The sequence below is a fragment of the Paenibacillus periandrae genome, assembly GCF_022458865.1.
GTDB lineage: Bacteria > Bacillota > Bacilli > Paenibacillales > NBRC-103111 > Paenibacillus_S > Paenibacillus_S periandrae.
The window spans coordinates 316121-338195 of sequence record NZ_JAJNMU010000007.1 but is presented as its reverse complement, the minus strand read 5'-3'; the positions used below and the strand labels follow the sequence as shown (position 1 = coordinate 338195).

18 protein-coding genes are annotated in these 22075 nt (G+C 46.5%); 7 read left to right on the top strand and 11 right to left on the bottom strand.

From position 1 onward, the window contains the following. Window positions 1-148: 148 nt before the first annotated feature. Genes LRL21_RS14040 through LRL21_RS14030 form a run of 3 tightly spaced genes read right to left on the bottom strand, consistent with a single transcriptional unit; the run spans window position 149 to window position 4034 of the window. Window positions 149-616, bottom strand: coding sequence for a hypothetical protein (locus LRL21_RS14040; protein ID WP_240416402.1), 468 nt, complete (start codon window positions 614-616; stop codon window positions 149-151). Further along, entirely contained in the window at window positions 613-2229 is a 1617-nt protein-coding gene (locus LRL21_RS14035) for a response regulator (RefSeq protein ID WP_240416401.1), read from the bottom strand. The genes LRL21_RS14040 and LRL21_RS14035 overlap by 4 nt, the downstream gene beginning before the upstream one ends. A 14-nt stretch (window positions 2230-2243) precedes the next feature. Beyond that, window positions 2244-4034, bottom strand: a complete 1791-nt coding sequence (locus tag LRL21_RS14030) for a sensor histidine kinase (protein WP_240416400.1) — start codon at window positions 4032-4034, stop codon at window positions 2244-2246. A gap of 283 nt (window positions 4035-4317) precedes the next feature. Here LRL21_RS14030 and LRL21_RS14025 point away from each other — a divergent pair, with 283 nt between their 5' ends. From LRL21_RS14025 to LRL21_RS14010, 4 genes are all read left to right on the top strand, one after another. Further along, on the top strand, window positions 4318-5202 hold the full coding sequence (locus LRL21_RS14025; RefSeq protein WP_240416399.1) for a carbohydrate ABC transporter permease: 885 nt from the start codon (window positions 4318-4320) through the stop codon (window positions 5200-5202). Further along, complete coding sequence (locus LRL21_RS14020) at window positions 5202-6038, top strand: carbohydrate ABC transporter permease (protein WP_240416398.1); 837 nt, start codon at window positions 5202-5204, stop codon at window positions 6036-6038. Before LRL21_RS14025 ends, LRL21_RS14020 begins: the two co-directional genes overlap by 1 nt. Before the next feature lie 116 nt (window positions 6039-6154). Next, on the top strand, window positions 6155-7459 hold the full coding sequence (locus tag LRL21_RS14015; protein ID WP_420832450.1) for an ABC transporter substrate-binding protein: 1305 nt from the start codon (window positions 6155-6157) through the stop codon (window positions 7457-7459). A gap of 304 nt (window positions 7460-7763) precedes the next feature. Then, window positions 7764-9032: an MFS transporter gene (locus LRL21_RS14010; RefSeq protein WP_240416396.1), complete on the top strand. Its 1269-nt coding sequence runs from the start codon at window positions 7764-7766 to the stop codon at window positions 9030-9032. A gap of 34 nt (window positions 9033-9066) precedes the next feature. Here LRL21_RS14010 and LRL21_RS14005 read toward each other — a convergent pair whose 3' ends face one another. The 6 genes from LRL21_RS14005 to LRL21_RS13980 all read right to left on the bottom strand — a co-directional run bounded on the left by LRL21_RS14005 (window position 9067) and on the right by LRL21_RS13980 (window position 15295). After that, window positions 9067-10158: a GerAB/ArcD/ProY family transporter gene (locus LRL21_RS14005; RefSeq protein ID WP_240416395.1), complete on the bottom strand. Its 1092-nt coding sequence runs from the start codon at window positions 10156-10158 to the stop codon at window positions 9067-9069. Between the two features lie 66 nt (window positions 10159-10224). Further along, the gene (locus tag LRL21_RS14000) at window positions 10225-10443 is read right to left on the bottom strand and encodes a hypothetical protein (protein ID WP_240416394.1); all 219 of its coding nucleotides are present in this window, start codon (window positions 10441-10443) and stop codon (window positions 10225-10227) included. An 11-nt stretch (window positions 10444-10454) separates the two neighbouring features. Continuing rightward, on the bottom strand, window positions 10455-11687 hold the full coding sequence (locus LRL21_RS13995; RefSeq protein WP_240416393.1) for a Ger(x)C family spore germination protein: 1233 nt from the start codon (window positions 11685-11687) through the stop codon (window positions 10455-10457). Window position 11688: 1 nt separating this feature from the next. After that, the gene (locus LRL21_RS13990; protein ID WP_240416392.1) at window positions 11689-13233 is read right to left on the bottom strand and encodes a spore germination protein; all 1545 of its coding nucleotides are present in this window, start codon (window positions 13231-13233) and stop codon (window positions 11689-11691) included. Between the two features lie 91 nt (window positions 13234-13324). Beyond that, window positions 13325-14293 carry a polysaccharide deacetylase family protein gene (locus tag LRL21_RS13985; RefSeq protein WP_240416391.1) on the bottom strand — a complete coding sequence of 323 codons (969 nt, stop codon included), beginning with the start codon at window positions 14291-14293 and terminating at the stop codon, window positions 13325-13327. A 126-nt stretch (window positions 14294-14419) separates the two neighbouring features. After that, window positions 14420-15295 (bottom strand): DUF2161 family putative PD-(D/E)XK-type phosphodiesterase, encoded by an 876-nt coding sequence (locus LRL21_RS13980; protein WP_240416390.1) that lies wholly within the window; start codon window positions 15293-15295, stop codon window positions 14420-14422. Between the two features lie 340 nt (window positions 15296-15635). On the opposite strand from LRL21_RS13980, the gene LRL21_RS13975 reads away from it, so the two are divergent. Beyond that, window positions 15636-17531, top strand: a complete 1896-nt coding sequence (locus tag LRL21_RS13975; RefSeq protein ID WP_240416389.1) for a PrkA family serine protein kinase — start codon at window positions 15636-15638, stop codon at window positions 17529-17531. Window positions 17532-17749: 218 nt separating this feature from the next. Next, on the top strand, window positions 17750-18151 hold the full coding sequence (locus LRL21_RS13970; RefSeq protein WP_240416388.1) for a hypothetical protein: 402 nt from the start codon (window positions 17750-17752) through the stop codon (window positions 18149-18151). 7 nt (window positions 18152-18158) lie between these two features. Here LRL21_RS13970 and LRL21_RS13965 read toward each other — a convergent pair whose 3' ends face one another. Beyond that, on the bottom strand, window positions 18159-19697 hold the full coding sequence (locus LRL21_RS13965) for an ATP-binding protein (protein WP_240416387.1): 1539 nt from the start codon (window positions 19695-19697) through the stop codon (window positions 18159-18161). A 380-nt stretch (window positions 19698-20077) separates the two neighbouring features. Here LRL21_RS13965 and LRL21_RS13960 point away from each other — a divergent pair, with 380 nt between their 5' ends. Next, window positions 20078-20848: a class I SAM-dependent methyltransferase gene (locus tag LRL21_RS13960; RefSeq protein WP_240416386.1), complete on the top strand. Its 771-nt coding sequence runs from the start codon at window positions 20078-20080 to the stop codon at window positions 20846-20848. A gap of 27 nt (window positions 20849-20875) precedes the next feature. On the opposite strand, the gene LRL21_RS13955 is transcribed toward LRL21_RS13960, so the two are convergent. Beyond that, on the bottom strand, window positions 20876-22015 hold the full coding sequence (locus tag LRL21_RS13955; protein WP_240416385.1) for a LacI family DNA-binding transcriptional regulator: 1140 nt from the start codon (window positions 22013-22015) through the stop codon (window positions 20876-20878). Between the last annotated feature and the right edge of the window lie 60 nt (window positions 22016-22075).

Here is a 22075-nt window from a genome sequence, read left to right as displayed (position 1 = left end):
GCTTTTCAGCACCGAGAAGGTTGCAAGAAGGTAAAGAAGGAGGAGCGGAGTTTAGGAAAAGCCTAAATGAGCACCGCACTTCGAGCCTGAATGCAAGATTCGATGCCGAATATGCTTCTTGTGAAGCTTCGTGATCAAAAGGTGAATCTTATTGCAAGGTATCGAGGTTCTTCTTCAATTCATCCAGCTTTTTCTTCACTTCCGCAAGCTGTGTATACAATTGGTTACTATTGTCGGTTTTACTATTGGCGCTGTCCTTGGTGAAGGCCAGCAATTCATTTAATGAATCGATTTTGGTCTGCATTTTATTCAGATCACCGCTGACGCTTTCTTTGAGCTGGCCCAGCTGCTTCTGATAATCCTGTTGAACTACAAGCAGCTGCTGCTCGGTCTGCTGGGCGATTTGTGCGGTGATCTGCTGGCGCATGTAGTCGGTATACTGCTTGGCACCATACAGTCCGCCTGTGATGAGCAGCGACCATGCCATAAATAGAAAAAGATAGGTTCTTCCTCTGACTTTGCTTTTGCTCTTGACTTGTTTCTCTGCTGCTGTACCTGGTTTGCTTGTCCGCACCAAGGGCTGCTGGGTTACCGCAGGGTCAAGGGGCGTATTCATAGTTGGCTCACCTTCCTATATTCATTCGGCGAAAGGCCGATCCATTTCTTAAACACCTTACTGAAATATTTCTCATCGTCATAACCAACCATGCCTGCGATTTGGGCTATTTTCAAATGTGGATTGAGCAGCAGGAGCTTCGCCTTATCCACTCGCAGCTGGGTAATATAATCGGATACATTGATTTGAAATTGCTGCTTGAATTTACGGGAAATATATTCACGGCTTAAGTAAAAATGCTGGGCGATCTCGATAAGCGTAATATCCTGATGATAATGGTTTTGGATATACTTTGCAATCTCAAAAATGGCATTGTTATCCTGCTGTTGGTGCTCCAGCATCTGATTGGACAGCTGGGTCAGACTATCGGTTAATTGCTCCTGCCACAAGGACAGGGAAAGCTTGCCTTCATCATCAAGCGGAAGGACAAAATCGGAGCGGATGGCATCGCTAATGAATTCCGGCTGCCGATCACCGAACCATTCGATCAGCCAGCGGCTGCGCAGAACCGTATATTCATGACGCCAATGCTCAAGCTCCTCCATGCTGATAGTACGCAGTTTTTCAAGTGCCTGTATCCAGCCTTGAACGGCTTTACCGATCTCGACGGCACTTCCACTGCGTACGGATAAACGAATAGGCTCTGCATAATCGGTAAACACAAGGGCAGGGTGCTGAACGGCGGTCTGCTCCTGATATACGTGCAGTAGGTTATCCTTACGCAGCAAATTGCGATGACGCAGAGCGGTCTTCGCTTGCTTGTAAGCATTTGGCAGGCCCGCTGGGAAGGGATGTACCGGGCTTATTCCAATATCCAAATTTCCTTTAACAGCTGTCCAGATCCCTTTCGCGATATCGTTAAGCAGCTCTTCTCCTGCGTTGGCTCCATATAGCAGTACAATGATTTCATCCTCACTGTTCCAGTAACGGTAGGCAATGCCTTGCGGCGGCTTTTGCTGCAGAAATTCATTACAAATATTCGTAAGCGAAAAAAATAATAGGTCCAGATTGGACTGAAATTTACGCTTCAGACTGCCACTCATCGTTTCAAGACTAATAATAGCCAGTCTGCAGGTCTTCATATCGCGATCAAGACCGAATTCCAGGGAAAGTGCTTCAGCGGCAGCTTCAAAGCTGTGCGGCTCCGTAATGAAGTTGGACAAAACTTTATCCCAGTATACAGGTCGAATCTGGTTCATCTCGATATTACGCTGCTGCTGCCGCTGCCGTTCAGCTTCTTCCTGCTGCCAGCATTGAGCAGCTTTACGAACCGCTGCCTCCAGCTGATCGGCATCGATTGGCTTTAATATATAATCGAGACCTCCATATTGAACCGTATGACGTACCAGCTGAAAATCATCAAACCCGCTGATAACAATCGTTTTTCCTGCAGGGTGGTGGGTTTGAAGCCATTCAAGGAGCTTAAGACCGTCCATTAAGGGCATCATCATATCAGTAAAAATAATTTGTGGTTTATGCAAAGTGATGAGTTCCGTTGCTTCCTGCCCGTCGTGTGCTTCATATATGTGATCAATGCCGAGCTCTTCCCAAGGAACCAGCAGCTTAATGGCTTCACGTACGTGTTTTTCATCATCAACGATGATGGCTTTCATAATCCATCCTCTTTTCATGGTAAAACTTGCTTCGGCACAGGGAATAACAATGTAATTCGAAAACCGCCCTGCTCAGGCTGCTCCAAACGCATATCCGCTTCACCGTTAAAGTAGAGCAGCAGCCTGTTCTTGACATTATAAAGCCCGATGTGGCTGGCTTGTTCATTATCAAATGGATCCAGGTTCTGCTTCAGCTGCACAAGCAAAGCATCAAACTGTTCTTGCGGCATTCCTCTTCCGTTATCTTCAATAACAAGCCTGACATGTTTACCGTCCGCTGTCCACGTACTGGAGATCATGAGCAGGCTGTGTGGATTTCGATGATCAAAACCGTGTTTAAAATAGTTTTCGACAAGCGGCTGCAGCAGCATTTTGGGGATATGCAAAGATTGCGTCGATTCCTCTATATCATACCTTACTGTCAGCTCATTCTCAAAGCGCTGCAGCTGCAGCTGCAAATAAGCTTTTACATGGTTCAGCTCCTGCTGCATCGTCACAATGCTCTCATTCGTGTTCATACTGTAGCGCATCATTTTGGCAAGCGCAGACAGCAGCTGATAAATTTTGGGGGCACCGTGCTGAAGTGCGAGTGTTCCGATCGATTGCAGTGCATTATATAGAAAGTGAGGATTGATTTGTGCCTGCAAGGCTTTGAGCTGATTCGTTTTATTGGCAATATCAAGCTTGTATTCGCTCATGATCAGGTTGTTGATCGTCTGCATCATCAAGCGGAAGCGGCGGGCTAGAATACCGATCTCATCATTGCTGGTCGCTTGAATGTCAACGTCCATATTGCCTGTCTGGATTTTACTGATATACCCGAGCAAATTGCGGATAGGGGCCGTAAACCGGAAGGAGATATAGAGGGTTGCCGAAATGACGACAATCAGAAACAGGCTGAATATCATTGCATTGATAATCGTAAGCTCTCTGGCATTTTTGTAAAGACTTTCATAGGGAATGCGTTTAACCAAGGTCCAGTTCATATAAGGTGCGTTCATACGCTCATAGATGTGGACACCGGAAAACTGCTTGCTTTTGAATTCAAAGCTGCCGCTGTTTGAGTTCTGCGACATCAGATGTTGAACCCACTGCTCATTCAGGACATGCCCCAAGGAGACTGTATCTGCGGAATAAATAATGGTTCCCTTATCATCGAGGATATAGAGCTCCTCCTGGTCCTGCGAATACAGCTCTTCACAGATGGAGCTTATGACTTCCAGATCAAAATCAATGGAAAGGGTACCAAGCTCCTTTTGGGTAATGGCGTTGCGTATGGAACGATGCAGTGTGATAACCGTCGAAGGTGGCGCGTAAAACAGTCTGCCAGTTCCGTAATCGTGACTGACATGGGTGGGCTCCATATAGACCTCCGCATGGTTCGTCGGCGTGTATTTGGGAGGCGGGCCTTCACTGGGCACCGGATTTCGTTCTGAGATCAAGAGGGAACGCTCGCTTTTGGCCATATATAAATACACTTGCCTGATTTCTTTGACGGAGTTGGCAATGCCTTGCACGCCTCGGGTGATTTCACTTCTGCTCAGGTAATCGGCTTCGCCATTTTCGATAATGCTATATAAGGTACTGTTATTGTAGATCGATAATGAGCTTTGCTCAATGACATTCAAATAATTCATCATGTTTTTGTTGGCTTGGTGGATCAGATTTGAGTTACTTATAACGGATTCATTAGAAACCGTTTGTTTGGTAAAGAAATAGGTGATAATAATGGAGGTCGAAATGGGCACGATAGTGGCGACTAGCAGAAAAACAATAAGCTTATTGCGGATACTGCTGCGGATCATATGTGTCCTCCTCAAAGTTTCGCTTTAGCGAAACTGGCTTCGTAAGCATTTGCTCAGAGTTTTGCTTTAGCGAAACCGGCTTCGTAAGCATCTGCTCAGGGTCTCACTTTAGTGAAACCGGCTTCGTAAGCAATTGCTCAGGGCTTCACTTTCTACAAGTGCACAACCATTGTATCAAGGGGTATCAATAAATTCCACCTGTTGTGTCACCATTGTCAGTGTTCTAGTGTGTCAAATCTTTCTATACTGAGAACATAACTCGCATCGAAAGGAGAAGGATGCCATGAAAGCAAAACAAAAAGGCACGGGTTGGCTCCCTCAATTGGTCTTTGTTGGTCCGGCCGTATTTTTCTTCATAATCATCGTTGTCATACCGTTCCTGATGAGTATTTATTACTCTTTTACTGAATGGAATGGGGTCTCAACAACAATAAAATGGGTAGGATTCGATAATTTTAAGCAAATTATAGTGGGTGATCAAGATTTTCACAAGTCATTCTGGTTCACAACCCGCTTTAGTGTCGTCATGGTTATTTTAACCAATGTGGTTGGATTTGCATTGGCTTTACTGCTGACACAGGCACTCAAAACTCGTAATATTTTGCGTACCGTGTTTTTTATGCCCAATGTCATCGGGGGCTTGCTGTTAGGCTTTATCTGGCAGTTCATCTTCGTAAAAGGCTTTGCAACGATTGGCGAGATTACGAATATCGGTTTTTTCCAGCTTCCATGGCTCGGCGATGCGCCAACAGCGTTCTGGGGTCTCATTATCGTAAGTGTATGGCAAACTGCCGGGTATCTGATGATCATCTATATCGCAGGATTGGCCAATGTACCTAAGGATATATTGGAAGCTGCTTATCTCGATGGTGCGACACGCTGGCAAGTGCTGCGTTCCATCACAGTCCCATTGATTATGCCATCCGTTACTGTCTGTCTGTTCCTGGCGATCTCGTGGGCATTCAAAATGTATGATCTTAACGTTTCCCTCACGAAGGGTGGCCCATTCAACTCGACGGAATCGGTCGCGCTCAATATATACAATGAGGCGTTTTCGAATAACAGGTATGGACTGGGAACAGCTAAATCATTGATTTTCTTTGTAGTGGTTGCTCTGATTACGGTCATTCAGGTATGGGTAACGAAGAAAAAGGAGGTTGAAGTGTAATGGAAGCGAAAAACACCTACAATCTTCGAACATTCGGTCTTGAAATTCTCGGTATTCTGCTGGCAGTGCTGTTTCTGATTCCTTTTTACTTTGTTATTGTGAATTCGATGAAATCCTTTGGTGAGATACTGATTAACTCCGCTAATATGCCAACATCGCTTAACTTTATGAATTACACCAAGGTATGGAGTATTATGAAGTTTCCGCAGGTGTTCCTGAATTCTTTGCTGGTTACGGTTTTCAGTAATATAGGGCTCGTTATTATTAGCTCCATGGCGGCATATCGATTGGTGCGCTATCCGAGCAAGTTTAATAACCTGATTTTCCTCGCTTTTGTAGCGGCAATGGTGATTCCCTTTCAATCGATCATGATCCCGCTAGTTCGTGTAGGCAGCCAGATTGGCATTATGGACAGCATTCCAGGTCTGGTGATCTGCTATTTCGGGTTTGGTGTTTCGCTAAATGTGTTTCTCTATCATGGGTTCATCAAATCAATTCCGATTGAAGTGGAAGAATCAGCAAGAGTGGACGGCTGCTCACCATATGGTGTATTTTGGAAAATTGTGTTCCCGCTGTTAAAACCAATGACAGTAACCGTTGTACTGCTGAACAGCTTATGGATATGGAACGATTTCCTGCTGCCGATGCTGGTGCTAAGCAGTCCGGATCTTAGAACGATTCCGCTCGCAACGTTCTCCTTCTTCGGCCAATATACGAAACAATGGGATTTGGCTTTGGCTGCATTGGTGCTGGGTGTGCTGCCGATCGTAATCTTTTTCCTAGCGATGCAAAGGCACATTATCGAGGGAATCACGGCAGGCTCTGTGAAGGGCTAAGCTGTAGGTGTTGAATGAACGAACTTTGCTTTAGGGGTCATACCTGGGTGGCGCTGTATTACTTTGTCACCCGTACAATAAATTACATTTTAGGGAGGCTAATCAAGATGAAAAGAATGAAAAAAATGACAGCAATCAGTTTAACCGCTTTGTTATTCGGATCTGTTCTGGCAGGCTGTGCAAAAACTGAACCGGCACCAGGCGCGACAGGTGGTACCAACACAGGGGCTGCAGGCGGGGCCAAAAATATTACGCTTAAAATGTTCCAGTTCAAAGTGGAAATTGCTGAACCGTTGGGTAAGCTCGTTGCTGAGTATGAGAAGGCTAATCCAGGCGTGAAGATTCAAATCGATACTGTAGGCGGTGGCACGGATTATGGTGCGGCGCTGCTGGCCAAGTTCAACTCAGGCGACAAGCCGGATATTTTCAACAACGGTGGATTCTCCGATCTGGACAAGTATATCGAGCATCTCGAGGATTTGTCCGATCAGCCTTGGGTTAAGGATTTGGTTACTGTAGCTAAGGAGCCGATGACGAAAAACGGCAAGCTGTACGGTCAGCCGTTAAACCTTGAGGGCTATGGATTTATTTACAATAAAGATTTGTTTAAGCAGGCCGGTATCACGGAAACACCGAAGACGTTATCTCAGCTTGAAGCCGCGGCTCAAAAGCTGCAGGATAAAGGCATCACGCCTTTCGTGAATGGCTATGGCGAATGGTGGGTTCTCGGTAACCACTTTGTCAACCTTCCGTTTGCCTATCAGCCGGATTCAAATGCATTTATCGATGGCTTGAATAAGAAAACGGCCAAAATTACAGGCAATGCTGTGTTTGATAACTGGGTGAAGCTGTTTGATCTGCAATTAAAATATGGCAACAAAAACCCGCTGCAAACTGACTATAAAACTCAAGTAACTGAATTCGCAACAGGCAAAGCGGCAATGACGCAGCAAGGTAACTGGACACAGCTGCAAATTACACAAACGAACCCGAACATCAATGTCGGACTTATGCCAATGCCGATCAGCGAAGATGCTGCAGCCAACGACAAGCTGCCGATAGGTGTGCCGAATAACTGGGCTATCAATAAGAATTCGCCGAACAAGGAAGAGGCCAAGAAGTTCCTTAACTGGATGGTTTCCTCCGATATCGGTAAAAAGTATATCACGGACGAATTCAAGTTTATCCCTGCCTTCACGAACATTACTGCCGATGAGAAGATCCTTGGGCCTCTAGCTGCAGACATTATCAAGTATAGCAAAGAAAACAAAACGTTAAGCTGGAACTGGTTTAAATTCCCGGGCGGAGAAGCATCCAGCAAGAAATTTGCTGCTACGATGCAAGCATATGTTGCCAAGCAAAAAACAAAGGATCAAATGCTAGATGAATTCCAAAAAACTTGGGATAGCCTGGGCAAGTAACACCATAACGTAACATCTAGCTGCACCGTGTTATGAATAATAGTAGGAATGGCCTCAGCGCTTGCGCTGAGGTTTGTTTTTTTGCAAGGGGGTTAGCATCTGGGAGGAAAGAGGGAGAAAGCGTCCGTATTCTATGTATGTTGAAAATAAATGCGTGTATATCCCTTTATATGTGGCTATAGGGGGTTTATTGGCGATTTGTTCATTTAACATAGACAGGTGCACGCTGGTACAATAACAAATGAACAGGCATAGATGACATATACATAAAGAAATCAGGTAAAGCTGCTGACGGGGGACATGCATGATAACAAGGCTGGGAACAGGTTTTAAAAATTGGGTGGATTCGAGGCGATTGCATATTCCCGAAGAAAAGCGGCTGTCCAAGGATGCAGGTACTTCCTTGTTCATTCACTTTTGTTTTCAATTCGGTGCTTCGATGTCCGGAGTGTTTCTCACCTTGTATTTGTGGAGGCTGACTCATAGCCTCTGGATTAACGGCATGTATAACATTATTAACTATGCGGTTGCCCCTATTGCTTTTATGCTGGGTGGCCTGCTGATCAAAAAAAAGGACCGTATGGTCACTTATCGCTTCGGAATCGCGCTGATCGCTTTATTTTATCTGGTTGTCGTTCTGGCCCAGGAGCGGGTTGTCGATTATTATGTGTTATTTGCTATTTTTGGCGGTATGGCGGGGGCCTTTTACTGGGCAGGATATTTAACCTTGATGTATGACGTGTCAACGGAACAGAACCGTATCCGATATTTGGCCATGAATATGATTGTGTTTACGTTGGCTGGTCTGATTGGTCCTGCCTTGGCGGGGTATATTATTCGTCAAAACAGCGGCTTGCAAGGATATACGATTGTTTTTTCGATCGCTTTTCTGATGTTCCTGATGGCAGCAATCGGCAGTCTGCGGATCAAAACAAAGGCAACGCATCACAAGGCCTATTATCTGAAATATGTCGGTCTGCTGATGAACAAAAACAGGCTTTGGTTTAAATCGCTGTTTTGCTTCAGCATTCTTGGTATTCTCCAGGGGATGATGATGTTTTTGCCAAGCATTTTATTGTTTAAAATTGTGGAGCGAGAGGATCTTGTCGGTTATTTGGGGATGCTGTACGCGAGTCTGGGGATTGCGACAGGTATGTATATTTCACGTTACGGCAGGGATGGCTGGGCGGGTCGGTTTATCATTATTTCGACAATTGGCTGTGTCGTAGGAAGCCTGCTGTTAGTCTGGAAGCTAAACCTGTACACGGTGATTTTGTTCATGATCCTGTATTCGATCTGTGCACCGCTGCAGGGGAATACCATCACCTCCTATTATTTTCGAATCATGGGCACACTTCCATTAAAGGGACAGCTGCGTGTGGAGTCCGTTGTGATGAGAGAAACATTTGTGAATGTGGGACGGATTGTTGCGATATTTGTGCTGATTATTTTGAGCCGCTATGCAGGTGATTGGACCTTGCCCTGGGTACTGCTGGGTGCCTCAATTGTCCAAATCGGGATTTATTGGTTGATCGAGCCACTGCGGCAAACTGCGGTGGACTCGGAAGGTTAGGCACCTGATGGAAGCTTGATCATAAATTTAGCTATTAAGATTGACTCACACGCCGACGAACGCTGGCAATGGCCCATAACAGAATAGGAAATACGGCAAAGCCTGTTAAAATATAAAAGGTGCCGCCGGTTGAAATAAAATGTGCCAGCTCCTGCAGGTTGTTCGATACCCATATAGACATCACGGTAATGAGAAAACCGAGCGGAAGTACAATCGAGCGATAGCTGGTGAGCTTCAGCCAGTCGGCAGCACCTACTGCAAACGTGTAATAAAATAGAGACAGCTTGGAAAAGGTACCCAGTACCCAGATCATCATGACCATGGCCTCGACATGCTCGAAGAAGTCGGCCAGTAAAATATATCGGGAAGCAAACAAGACCGGATATATAATGCGTCCTGCCAGCGTTCCCATCAACAGAAGAATCGCAAGATTCATAATAACCATCGTGAAGGTGACTGCAGCTACGGAGATATGGGCCCATTTTAAAGCTTTATGAGGGTCTTTCAGTGTTGGATACAAGTAGGAAATCAATACGAATTGACAGAACCAGCCTTGTACGATAATAGAGCCTTTGATTGGAGGGACCAGACCCTTCTCCAGAAATGGCAGCATATTCGTCAGCTTCATATCAGGGATTATAAAAAAAATCGTAAGCAGCAGCAGTAGGAGTACGACCGGTATGAACAGCTGGACACATCTTGCGATGACCTCGATCCCTGCGCGGACTGCAAATGCACATACCAATACCATGCTTGCTGCAACGACTATAAGGGGTGTTTTTTTGAAAAAGTTGCTGACGATGAATTCGGAGTAGTCTCTGACGGTAGCCCCGAGGATATGCAGATTAAATACTAAAAACACGAATCCGACGATTTTACTCATGTATTTACCCAGAATTGACTCCATATACCCAAAAAGGCTCTGATCGGGATAATATTGATGCAGCCGATAAGCCACCCATACCATTACAAACCCACAAATACTGCCGAGAACCGGGGTCAGCCACATATCGCGACCTGCTAAAGCGGTTGTAGCAGAGGGCATTAAAAGAATAGCCGTTCCCAATACGGTTTGGTACATCAAAATAGCCATCTGAGCGGATGAGATCTGTTCCTTTGCGTTCATAAGCTTAAAATTCTCCTCCTTCTGCCCACCGTTTCCATCTTGATGCATACAGAGATCAGGCAAAGGTCAACTTGGAGGAGGCTTCAAGAGCTCTCCAAGTGGTTTGTAGACGGACTCAATAAACTGAGTAGGTCCAGGCAAACCTGGCTTAACTATCAAAAGTATAGCTAATAACCATCCTATAACAATAATCCACAGAAATACACGCTTATCCTTGGTCTGCTGCCGCAGTTTCCCCCACTCAGCCCCTACGATCAACGCTATTGCCACAGTTACATAAATCATATTTGCCCATTTTATTGGGAATCCACTCCTTTTTCCGGTGAGGTTGCATCGGGATTAGAGATTCCGGGTCTGACAATATGAGAACGGGAAATGATCCTGACCTCCATCTTGGAGAACGTATCACTCCAATTCGCTTTCGCTTTGCTCCAGTCTTTAGGGTACTTTCTGTGAAAGGCATCGGCAAATCCGAAAATATCGCTGTGGAATCGCTCCTGTGCGGGCTGCAAAGCTCTTTTTACCCGATTTTCAATCAATTTATCTACACTGATCTCAATTGTTTTGACCCACTCCGGCTCCATCAAGCTGATTCCGGTCGTATTCTGCTGTACATCTTCCTCGGTCTCGATATGAACGTCCATATGCCAAACACCATTCACAATGCTTGGATGCAGCTGGGTATTGCTGCGGATCATACGCAAAGACACAGAGCCTTTGGAATGACTTGGAGCTACGGTAATGACGGAGGTTTTGAGCTCGTCTTTTAACCATAAAATACCGCGTGCTGCCAGGCTGTCTAATTTTCCGACCATTTTTCCATCCTTGAGAATAGCACTTCCCTGAATATAAGCAATAGTTTGGTTAGGTTGCTTATCCGGTTCGGGAGGCAGTATGACGATATAGGGAAGCGCTGCGGCATTGGCATCTCCCGTCAGCATTTCTGCCAATTCTTTGATGGTTACCTGCAGGCCGGTATGAAATTTGGATATTTCCCGCAGTACCTCTGACGAATTTCGCTCCAGAGGTGGTATTAGTCGCAAAGTATCCTTACCCATGCCCTTACTAACAAATACGTTAGCCCGTTCCCGTGGCTCCGGTGATCGCAGCATGTAATCGACATCTTCGCGAATTCCCTGCTGTGCCCGAGCTTGTCCAAAAATGTACACCTCATTATGTCCCCAAAATACTTGCCGAGGCAGTTTTTCCTGAAGATGTGACATTGCATCAGCAACGGATACGCCTTCTGCGGATCTGACCATCGTTTGCTCTTGACCTCCTTTGGGTGAGGTTCCTCCCAGGGAAGCACTCCCCCCGCCTTCTGCTTTTGGTATGAATACCTGAACGGACAGCTCCAGCAGCCCTTCGCCTTTTTGATCGATAGCGGCTCCCATGACAAATGCCAGATCATTAACTTCTTTTCGGTCCCAACAGCCAGTAGTGAGAATCCATATAAAAATATAAATCGTCAGCCTCAGGAGGAGTCGAATAATCCGATTACGGTTAGTGGCATCAGGTTTGTTGCTCATGCTACGATGCCCCGCCTTTGTCAGATCCTGGCTTGTTGTTGGCTGATTGCCGAATACGGTCAGTCCTGCCTGTCAAATCAGGTCTGGTATTCAAGCTCCATAAGGGAGCACGGATAAGTACATCCTTCCATTCACCTTTTTTCATGGGAGCCATTGCAGACAGATAAGGTACCCCAAATGAACGAAGCGAGCTAAGGTGAATCACAAGCACGATGACTCCCAGCATCAGGCCCAACAAGCCGAGCATACCTGCCAGCAGCATAATCGGAAAGCGCAGCAGCCGGATCGCAATGCCAAAAGTGAAATGGGGAATCATAAAGGAAGCGATTCCGGTCAAGGCAACGACCATGACCATCGGGGCCGACACCAGACCTGCGGAAGTTGCGGCTTGTCCAATAACAAGTGCGCCTACAATGCTCACGGCCGCACCAACCTGCTTAGGTAAGCGAACGCCAGCCTCGCGTAAGCCCTCAAACGTAATTTCCATTAACATAGCTTCAACCAGAGCTGGGAATGGAATATTCTCGCGGGATTTGGAAATGCTCAACAGCAGCGTGGTAGGAAGCATTTCTTGATGATAGGTTAGTACAGCCACGTACATGGAAGGGCCTAACAAGGCAAATACGAGAAATAAATACCGCGTCCAACGAATGAAAGAACCGAGCCAATAGCTTTGATAGTAATCTTCAGGTGACTGCAGCAGGGAATAAAGGGTAGTTGGAGCTACTAATGTAATTGGAGTCCCATCCACCAGCACGGCAACACGACCTTCCAGCAGACCGGCTGTCACGACATCGGGGCGTTCGGTGGATTGAACCTGTGGAAATGGAGATTTTCTGGAGTCACGGATCAATTCCTCTATATATCCGCTTTCCAAAATTCCATCGATATCAATGCGTTCCAGCCGCTCCGTCATTTCTTGTAACAAGACTTCGTCTGCCAAGGTATCGATATAGGCGATAGCAACCTGAGTCTGGGTGTAGCGCCCGATCTGAATCGTTCTCAGCTTGAACGAAGGACTGCGCAGCTTGCGGCGCAGCAAGGACATATTGGTGCTCAAGGTTTCGGTAAAGCCTTCCCGGGGGCCGCGGATAACGGATTCTGACATCGGCTCTTCAATGTTCCGTTTCTCCCATTTGCTTAAACCAAAAGCTAACCCAAAGTTCTCTCCATCTAAAAGAATGACGGGCATACCTTTTGAAATACAGGCTACGACCTCTTCAAAGGTAGTCACGTTTTCAGATTGAGAGACCGGCAGAATCTCCTTCAGCGCGGATAAAAGCTGACCGTCCTCCAGCTTATGCTCTTTCATAAGGGAAGTCAGTACTTGTCGGTCCAGCGCTATCGCATCCGTCAAACCCTCGATATAAAACAAAGCGGCATCAATTTGGCTGCCAAATGAGAATGGATGAACGACCAAATCCGGGCAGTCGACATAAATCGTTTGCAGGTGCTCGGTATTCGCCTTCAGTATAGCCGATAACGGCGTACTGGATTGAGGCGTGAATTCAAATACAGGATTTTTGTTTGGGCGTATTGGGCTCATGGGACTCTTATCCTATTCATGAATGATATGGAGGTTATTATCTCCTGCATAGCCCATTTCTATTACTATTACTATCCAGATAGTAAGCTATTCATGATTTGACCTTGACGGCTCCATGCTCAAGTCGGACTATCCAGGGCTCGATAGATTCCTCGCCGTTCACAAACAAGCGCTTTAACAGCAGTCGGTTCTGGCCGCGAGTGGTCAAGCCTTGCTCAATGGTGAAAGCATACCGGAAGCCATGCTCTTGCAGCAGCTTCAGCGTGGTCTCATTTTTTTCACCAAAGGGATAACAAAATACAGTGGTATTGATCTTCAATTGCTCATCAATTTGACGTTTGGCTTCGCTGATTTCATACGCTTGGCTTTTAGCAGACAGCTTGGGCAGGTGAGGGTGCGTCATGCCATGAGGCTGTATATCCCAGCCTGCTTCGTGCATTTCCTTAATTTGATCCCAATTGAGGAAATAGCCATCCTCTGTTGTACCCGGGGATACAAAGAGTGTAGCGTGAAAGTTCAATTTCTTTAACAAAGGCAGAGCATGCTCATAATTATCCGCGTACCCGTCATCGAAGGTCAGCAGAACAGGCTTCTTCGGAAGTGTGGATATTGTTCCATCCATGTAGTCGATAAATTGCTGCAGCGTAAGCGTATGATAGCCATTTTTGGATAAATAGAGCATTTGCTCCTCGAATTTAGCAGGTGTAATGACAGCGCGATTCCCAGGATCAATGGTAATGCTGTGATAGTTTAAAACGGGTATTTGCTGGGGCTGCAGATGGGTTTCTGCTTGAGCAACAGCTGTTTGGCCAGCGGAAGCCGAGGGCTCTAGAATCTGCGAATTACTTTCAGCAGGTGAGACCTTGGAGTTGTCGAATATATGGGCAGCCTCTAAAGGTAGTGTTGGAGCATCAGGGAACATAGACATATAAGCGGAGGGCTTCAAGGGTTCAGACATTTGGTTGTCAAAAGGCGTTTGCAGTCGCAGCGGTATATCGGATTCAGCGGAACGTACGGATGGCGCGATGAGCCGCGACCAAGATAAACTGAGCAACAGCATTAGAAAGCATAATAGTAAGGCATACCATTTATAAGAAATGAAAGCGCTCTTCATAGCCCATGGACAACTCCCTCCAGGAAAATCTACTACTATGCATATGGCTTGTGTACGCTTTTATACCTGTAGCTAGTTGCCTGATGTGCTTGATTGTAATGGCAATGGCGGAAGCTCAGCCACCACGTGTCCATAAGTGACAAGTGCTTCTTCACCGAGCGGGCTCAGACGATAAACACCTCTTTCGACTCGCTGAAACCATCGATAATAGTTTTTTTGTAATAATCCGGCAGTTTTGGAATTACCTGTTAGTTGACGCAAGCGCAGGGGACTCAAGGTGCCGTGGTGATGAAGCAATTGTGCCAGATGGAGTGCCTTCTCACGGTATGAAGTCATGAGCTTCTGCTTGCTGCTGCCGCCTACATTGTAGTCTGCCCGGCGCTCTTTGAATTCCTTCACAATGCCCTCTGCCGCTCGTTTATTGAGACGTGGCAGCTTGGCTGGTGTATACAGCGGTTCTGGAGGCAGAGCGATAGCAGGCGATAGCTCATGTTCAGAGTCAGCCACACTATTGGGCGCAGAAGACGAAGAAGAATCAGCTGTTGTAAAAGGAATCGAAGCTGTTGGCATGTCTTCAGGAGCCTTGGAGGGATGACATTCAATATGAACAGCAGGCTGCTTTCGTTTGAAAAACTGCACGGTTATCATGCCAATTCCAAGCATCTGGCACAGCTTGCGAAGCTCCGGCCAGCTGGCTCCATGAGGAGCTCGCCCTTTATTCGGAAGCTCAAAAGCGACATAAACACAGTGGCTTAGACGAAGCCGATCAATGCCCTGCAGCAGCAGCGGGATCGAAAAATATCTTTTTAATTCCACAATAACGGGCTGTTCTTCACCACGGATAGCGACGAGATCACAATGGCGAACTTCACCTCTAACTGAATAGCCTTGCTGCTCGAAGAAGGATTTAACCGGTGCATAGAGCTCGGTCTCGGTTTTGATCGGCACGGTTGTCGTTCTCCTTTGTACAGGGTTATTTACCCAAATTACAATTATTATAGCATAGATCGGATCGTTGAAATCTCATAGGCTGCTTTTTCATTATTGAAATTTTTGTCTAAAATTTTAGGTCAACTAATCCTCCTTCATTGCATACTTATCTATTACACTTCAATTTTAATGGTACCGCATAAGCGACGTCCCGAATGTAAGAAGTCATCTCTCTTGTCAAAAAAAACGGTTTATGCTTGCGAAGTCAGTTTTCCTTCGGAAAACTTGGCACATGCTCACGAACGGCACATACTTACGAAGTCAGTTTTCCTTCGGAAAACTCTTAGGAGGTTAACCCATGGACATATTCAAAAAAATTTCGGACCATCGCACGGAAATCGACCGATTGGCATGGACGGGAACGTTTGCCGAATATATTGAGATGGTTCGTCAAAGGCCTTACCTCGCAATGACCGCCCATAGCCGGGTATATCGCATGCTGGCTGCCCAGGGTATCGGGGACGAGACGAATAAACGGCGGTACCGCTTTTTTGATCAGGACATTTTTGGCCTTGACCATGCGATAGAAAAGCTTGTGGAAGAATATTTCCATTCCGCAGCAAGGCGTCTGGATGTCAGGAAGCGTATTCTGCTGTTGATGGGTCCGGTGAGCGGAGGCAAGTCCACCATTGTAACGCTGCTCAAGCGGGGGCTGGAGCAATTCTCACGAACTGAAGAGGGAGCCGTCTATGCCATTAAAGGCTGCCCGATGCATGAAGAGCCGCTGCATTTGATTCCGCAGCCGCTGCGCTTTGATGTGGAGCAGGAGCTCGGAGTGAAGATCGAGGGCAGTCTCTGTCCGTCATGCCAAATGAGGCTGCGTACAGAATATCAAGGCCGGATCGAGGATGTGATGGTCGAGCGGGTATTCATTTCCGAGGAAAATCGGACAGGAATTGGCACCTTCAGCCCATCGGATCCCAAGTCGCAGGATATTGCTGATTTGACGGGCAGCATCGACTTTTCAACCATAACGGAGTACGGCTCTGAATCCGACCCGCGAGCCTATCGATTCGATGGAGAGCTGAACAAGGCAAATCGCGGTATTATGGAGTTCCAGGAGATGCTGAAGTGCGACGAGAAGTTTTTATGGAATTTGTTGTCACTGACACAGGAGGGGAATTTCAAGGCAGGACGCTTTGCCCTGATCTCCGCGGATGAGCTGATTATTGCCCATACGAATGAATCGGAGTACAAATCGTTTATTGCCAACAAAAAGAATGAAGCTCTGCAGTCGCGGATGATCGTCATGCCGATTCCATACAACTTGAAGGTAACAGATGAAGTGAAAATTTATGAAAAGCTGATCGGGCAAAGCGATATGGCCCATATTCATATTGCCCCTCATTCTTTGCGCGCAGCGGCGATCTTTTCCATACTGACCCGGCTTAAGGAATCCAAAAAGCAAGGTATGGATTTAGTGAAGAAAATGCGGATGTATGACGGTGAGGAGGTCGAGGGCTACAAGGAAGCTGACCTTAAGGAGATGCAAAACGAGTATTTGGAGGAAGGAATGTCAGGCATTGATCCGCGTTATGTCATCAATCGAATTTCAAGTGCTTTGATTCGTCAGGGCCTGCAATTCATTAATGCGCTTGATGTGCTCCGTGCACTGAAGGACGGGTTGGATCAGCATCCCTCGATTACGAAGGAAGAACGGGAACGCTATTTGAATTTCATTTCGGTAGCCCGCAAGGAATATGACGACTTGGCCAAAAAAGAAGTTCAAAAGGCCTTCGTGTATTCGTTCGAGGAATCTGCCAAAACCTTGTTCAATAATTACCTCGATAATATTGAATCGTATTGCAATTGGGGGAAAGTGAAGGACCCGATGACAGGCGAGGAGATGGACCCGGACGAAAGGCTGATGCGCTCAATCGAAGAACAAATCGGTATTTCCGAGAATGCCAAAAAAGCGTTCCGCGAAGAGATTCTGATCCGTATGTCTTCTTATTCCCGTAAAGGTCACCGCTTTGATTACAGCAGTCATGAGCGGCTTCGCGAAGCGATTGAGAAGAAGCTGTTCACCGACCTGAAGGATATTGTGAAAATTACGACTTCAACCAAAACACCGGATGAAACGCAGCTGAAACGAATTAACGAGGTAATCAGCAGACTGGTTGAAGAGCATGGGTATACCGCTTCGTCAGCCAATGAGCTGCTGCGTTATGTGGGCAGCTTGTTAAATCGATAACAGATTTTTCATATCCAACCTTAAACCAGCCCCGTCGCTGTTCCCAAGAGGACGCGGGGAGCTGGTTATTTGATTTTATATATGAAGTGCTCCATTATGAAGTGTTCCGTGCAAGGAAATACAGCGCCCATTTTCCCTGCACAATCTCACCAAGTAGGCGAATGTACATATGATGTACAGTGAGAATCACCATTCCAGGTGGATAAGGGAGAGTTAAGATGACTAAACCATATAGAACACAGGAGCAGGACCTGCTGCAGCTTCAAAACGAAAATCAGCCGATATCTATTTCACGTGAGCCCGCAGGTGGTGGCTTTCATGGAGACGGTCATGGAGGACATGGGGGACATGGAGGCGGACATGGAGGTGGACACGGTGTAGGCGGAATTCATGGCGGTGTTGGCTTTCATGGTCATGAATTCCATGACAATGGCTTTCATGGTGGCTTTGACACCGCGCTGCTGCTGCCGCTTGCACTGACGCAGGCATATCCTTACCCATCCTATTACCCGGTACCGTATCCATATCCATATCCATATCCATATCAGGCATATCCTTACCCGTACCCATATCCGACGCAGCAGCCTTATTATCCGCCTTACCCGGGCAATGTGTATTAATCGATATTTATGACATGGAAGGCATCGTGATTTCAACTGTGGTGCCTTCGCCGATCTCGCTAGTAATTCGCAGTTTGCCACCATGATTTTCAATGATTTTGAAGGTGACCATCAGACCAAGGCCTGTACCTCTTTCTTTCGTCGTATAGAACGGTTCCCCGAGCCTTGGGATTCGCTCCTCCGGAATGCCGCAGCCTTGGTCCGTAAAGCGGATCATAATTTGATTCGCTTCTTTCATTTGCAGCTCAATCAGGATCAGGCCGCCTTCGTTCATGGATTCGATGGAGTTATTCAGAACGTTAATAAATACTTGTTTGATCTGATTTTCATCACAATTGATTAATGCCAGGTTAGGGGAGGCTTCCGTGATCAGCTCAACATTGTGAAGTGCTGCCTGTGAACCGACGAGAACAATCGTATTTTGCAAAATAACCCTCAAATCCCTCGGCTGATAAACAACCGACTGTGGCTTCGCAATGACAAGAAACTCACTGACGATAAAGTTGATTCGCTCCAGCTCGTCCTGCATAATCTCGAAATACGATTCGTATCCTGATATTTTAGACTTCATCAATTGAACGAAGCCTTTTAATGAGGTTAACGGATTGCGGATTTCATGTGCAACTCCAGCGGCAAGCTGACCAACAATCGACAGTTTTTCGGAGCGGATCAGCATTTCCTCAGCACGCTTGCGCTCACTGATATCTTTGCCGATCATGTACACCCCGCTCATTTGACCATTGACTACTATGGGGACGTTCAGTATGCTCAATTCGACAATTCCACCATTTTTATGTAAAAAGCTGATTTCATATTGGTGGGTCTCTCCGCTCATCGTTCCGGTAAATTGCTTATGCCAACGCTCCAGATGCTCAGGAATAATCAGATGATGAATCGATTTGTTTAACAGCTCGCTTTCGGAATAGCCGGTTATGGAGAAGATAGCAGGATTTGCGCTGGTACAATGCCCATGGCTATCAAAAGAACAGATAGGATCGGGGTTATTCTGAAATAAAGATTTGTATCGAAGCTCGCTTTGCTCCAATTGCTTCTCTGCTTTTTTTCGCTCATAGATGGCCTGTATCATCGCATAGGAGCGGGCAAAACGGTTGTCCTCCTCCTGCGCGAGGATGGTTTCAAATATATCATCCTGGAATTCATCCGGGTTGCTGCTTTTGTCGAGCTTTTTCAACTCACCGATCATGCTCTGCACATTGATAATGTGATCTTTATGAATCCATGCGGCAGATGCAGTTTTGGAAAAAGTCTCATTTTCGGGCTTCAAATATACAATCGCTTTTTTGATATCATATTCAGTAACATGGTTCATATTGACCACATTCATTTGGTCGATAAGCCGGAAGCCTTCTTCATACATAGCTTCTTCAAAAGCTTCAAGCGAAGCTGTCCAATAATATTTATCGGTAGCCGTATGAACAACGAATTCCTTGTCCTTGATTTGCTCCAGCTTGACCACCTCATCAGATTGGACGATTAAAATATCGGAGCCTCGTTTTCCATCACGTGTGACTGGTATTTTCTGCATATATTTTTTCACCTGCCTGCATCGTTTCACAAAAGGTTTAGCACTTTCGATATTGTTGATGGTATGAAGGAATTTGAGGTGTAATCGAAGAGTTAGTCATAAATCTACTGTGGTTTGAATCTCAACGAACAATGAATCCATTATATAGCTACTGGTTTTCATAAGTAAATGGAATCTTTTAAAAAAATGAACAGAACGCGCTGCTGGTGCACTTAATGTCGATAATACGTCGCAAATTGAGCTGCAGCGTGTAGTTATTAATAGGAAGCAAGTCAGTAGCGTGTATTTATTATAGGTAAAAACTATAAATTTGATTGATTCAATATATTTTACTTATTAAGAAGTGGGTTGCATAATAGTATAAAAGGAGCTGATGAAATATGAATAAACAGGTTAATGGTAAGTGGGATGCGGATCATTATGACAGCAATATTAGCTATGTGTCACGATTAGGAAGAGGTGTTGTCGGGCTGCTGGCACCGGAGCGGAATGAGCGGATTCTGGACCTGGGCTGCGGGACTGGTGATCTGGTTCAGGAAATTGTGCAGCTCGGCGCAGATTGTATGGGAATTGACGGTTCGATTGAGATGATTGCTCAAGCGAGAAGCAAATATCCGGCATTAAGGTTCGAAGTAGCTGACGGTCACACCTTTCGTGTGGAGGAGCCCTTCGACGCTGTGTTCTCCAACGCCGCGCTGCATTGGATGACGGAGCCCGAGCGTGTGATTCAGTCGGTCAGACTGGCGCTGCGGGATCATGGACGGTTTGTAGCCGAGTTTGGAGGCAAAGGTAATATAGGTGCGATAGCTCAAGCTATTTCGGAGGTTCTTGGGACATGGGGTATAGATGCCGGTAAGCTTAACCCCTGGTACTTCCCGGCAATCGGTACGTACAGCGCCCTTCTGGAGAAGCATGGCTTCGAAGTGCGCTCCATGGAGCATTACGACAGACCGACACCTCTGGATGGTGGCGTGAACGGACTTAGATATTGGTTGGATGCCTTCGCGGGTATGTTCTTTGTTAATCTGAACCCGGAACAACGGGAGGAAGCTTATGTGCGCTGTGAACAGCTGCTGCATACGCAGTTGTTTGACGGTGAACGATGGATCGCGGATTATCGTAGACTGCGGTTTGCAGCCGCTGTGATTTAGCAGCCTCAACAGCTGTAAAGCAGCTCATTACCCCGATCCCCGTGTTATTAGTCGAGCGGACAAAATAACTTTTTCCGAATGTACACTCGGATGGGTCAGATTACGTTCTAAGGCCTCCACGGCTCTGGTGCCGAGCAATTCCTTGGCCAGCTCCACTGTAGTCAGTGGAGGTGTGGAGCTGGCACTGGCATCGATATTATCGATACCAATGACCTTGCACCTTGCAGGCACAGATATCGATTGCTCCTGCAGCAGCTTCAACAGCTTGAGCGCAATTTCATCATTGGCGCAAACAAAGCCATCCGGCAGTTCTTCAGATGGAGATGCGCCCACACGTTTGGCCAACTGCTGCGCCCATGTGGGCTGACCGTAGGAGATGGTCCATTTTCTGAGTGAATAACCCTCCAATCGGCGCGAGTATTCATCCAAGGCTTGACGGCAGCCCCACCATCTTTCCTGAAAGCTGACCGAGTAAGTGTCCTTTCCCACAAATACAATTCGCTTACAGCCCTCTGATAGGATCCGGCGGCAAGCCAACCGGGCAGCCTCCAGATTGGCATTCAATATACAATCGGCACGAATGAGCGGCTCCTCATGATCAACAAGAATAATCGGGGCATTAGCTTGATGCAGCTGAGCGAGCTTATGGAGCGAGCGGATCGGCAGCGTACCCAGCACAACAGAGCCAAGGCAGGCTGGACTGGTTATGTGCGTGAACGGAGAAGGCAACGGATTGTCCATCAGCAGCTTTTCGGACGAAAGCACCTGTGTCTGCCACCCATTGCTGCTGCAGCGAAGCATCACCCCGTCCAGTACGCGTGACCAAAAGCTGGGCTCCGCTCGTTGTTCATCATGGACCCAAATGGCTACATAAGCAGGAGCAGCCTCAGTGTGGGGCACATCACGATCCCCGATTAGATCAGCGGCATAGGGCAAGTCCGAGGTCGCATCCGAGATTGTGCTCGTTGGCTTGGGATAGGTAGTTCTTTTGTCGGCTTTGATTCGATAGCCAAGCGCCCTTGCCATAGCTTCCACTTCAGCTCTTGTGGTTTCACTGACTCCGATCTTACCGGATAATGCTTGAGACACTGTATATTTGGAAACACCCAATCGGTCAGCAATGAGCTGCATCGTTATTTTGGCATGCTGGCTGGATAAAGGAATCATCCCCTCTTACAAATTCAATTGACTAAACCTCATCTTACCATTAAAGTGATTCACGGAAAA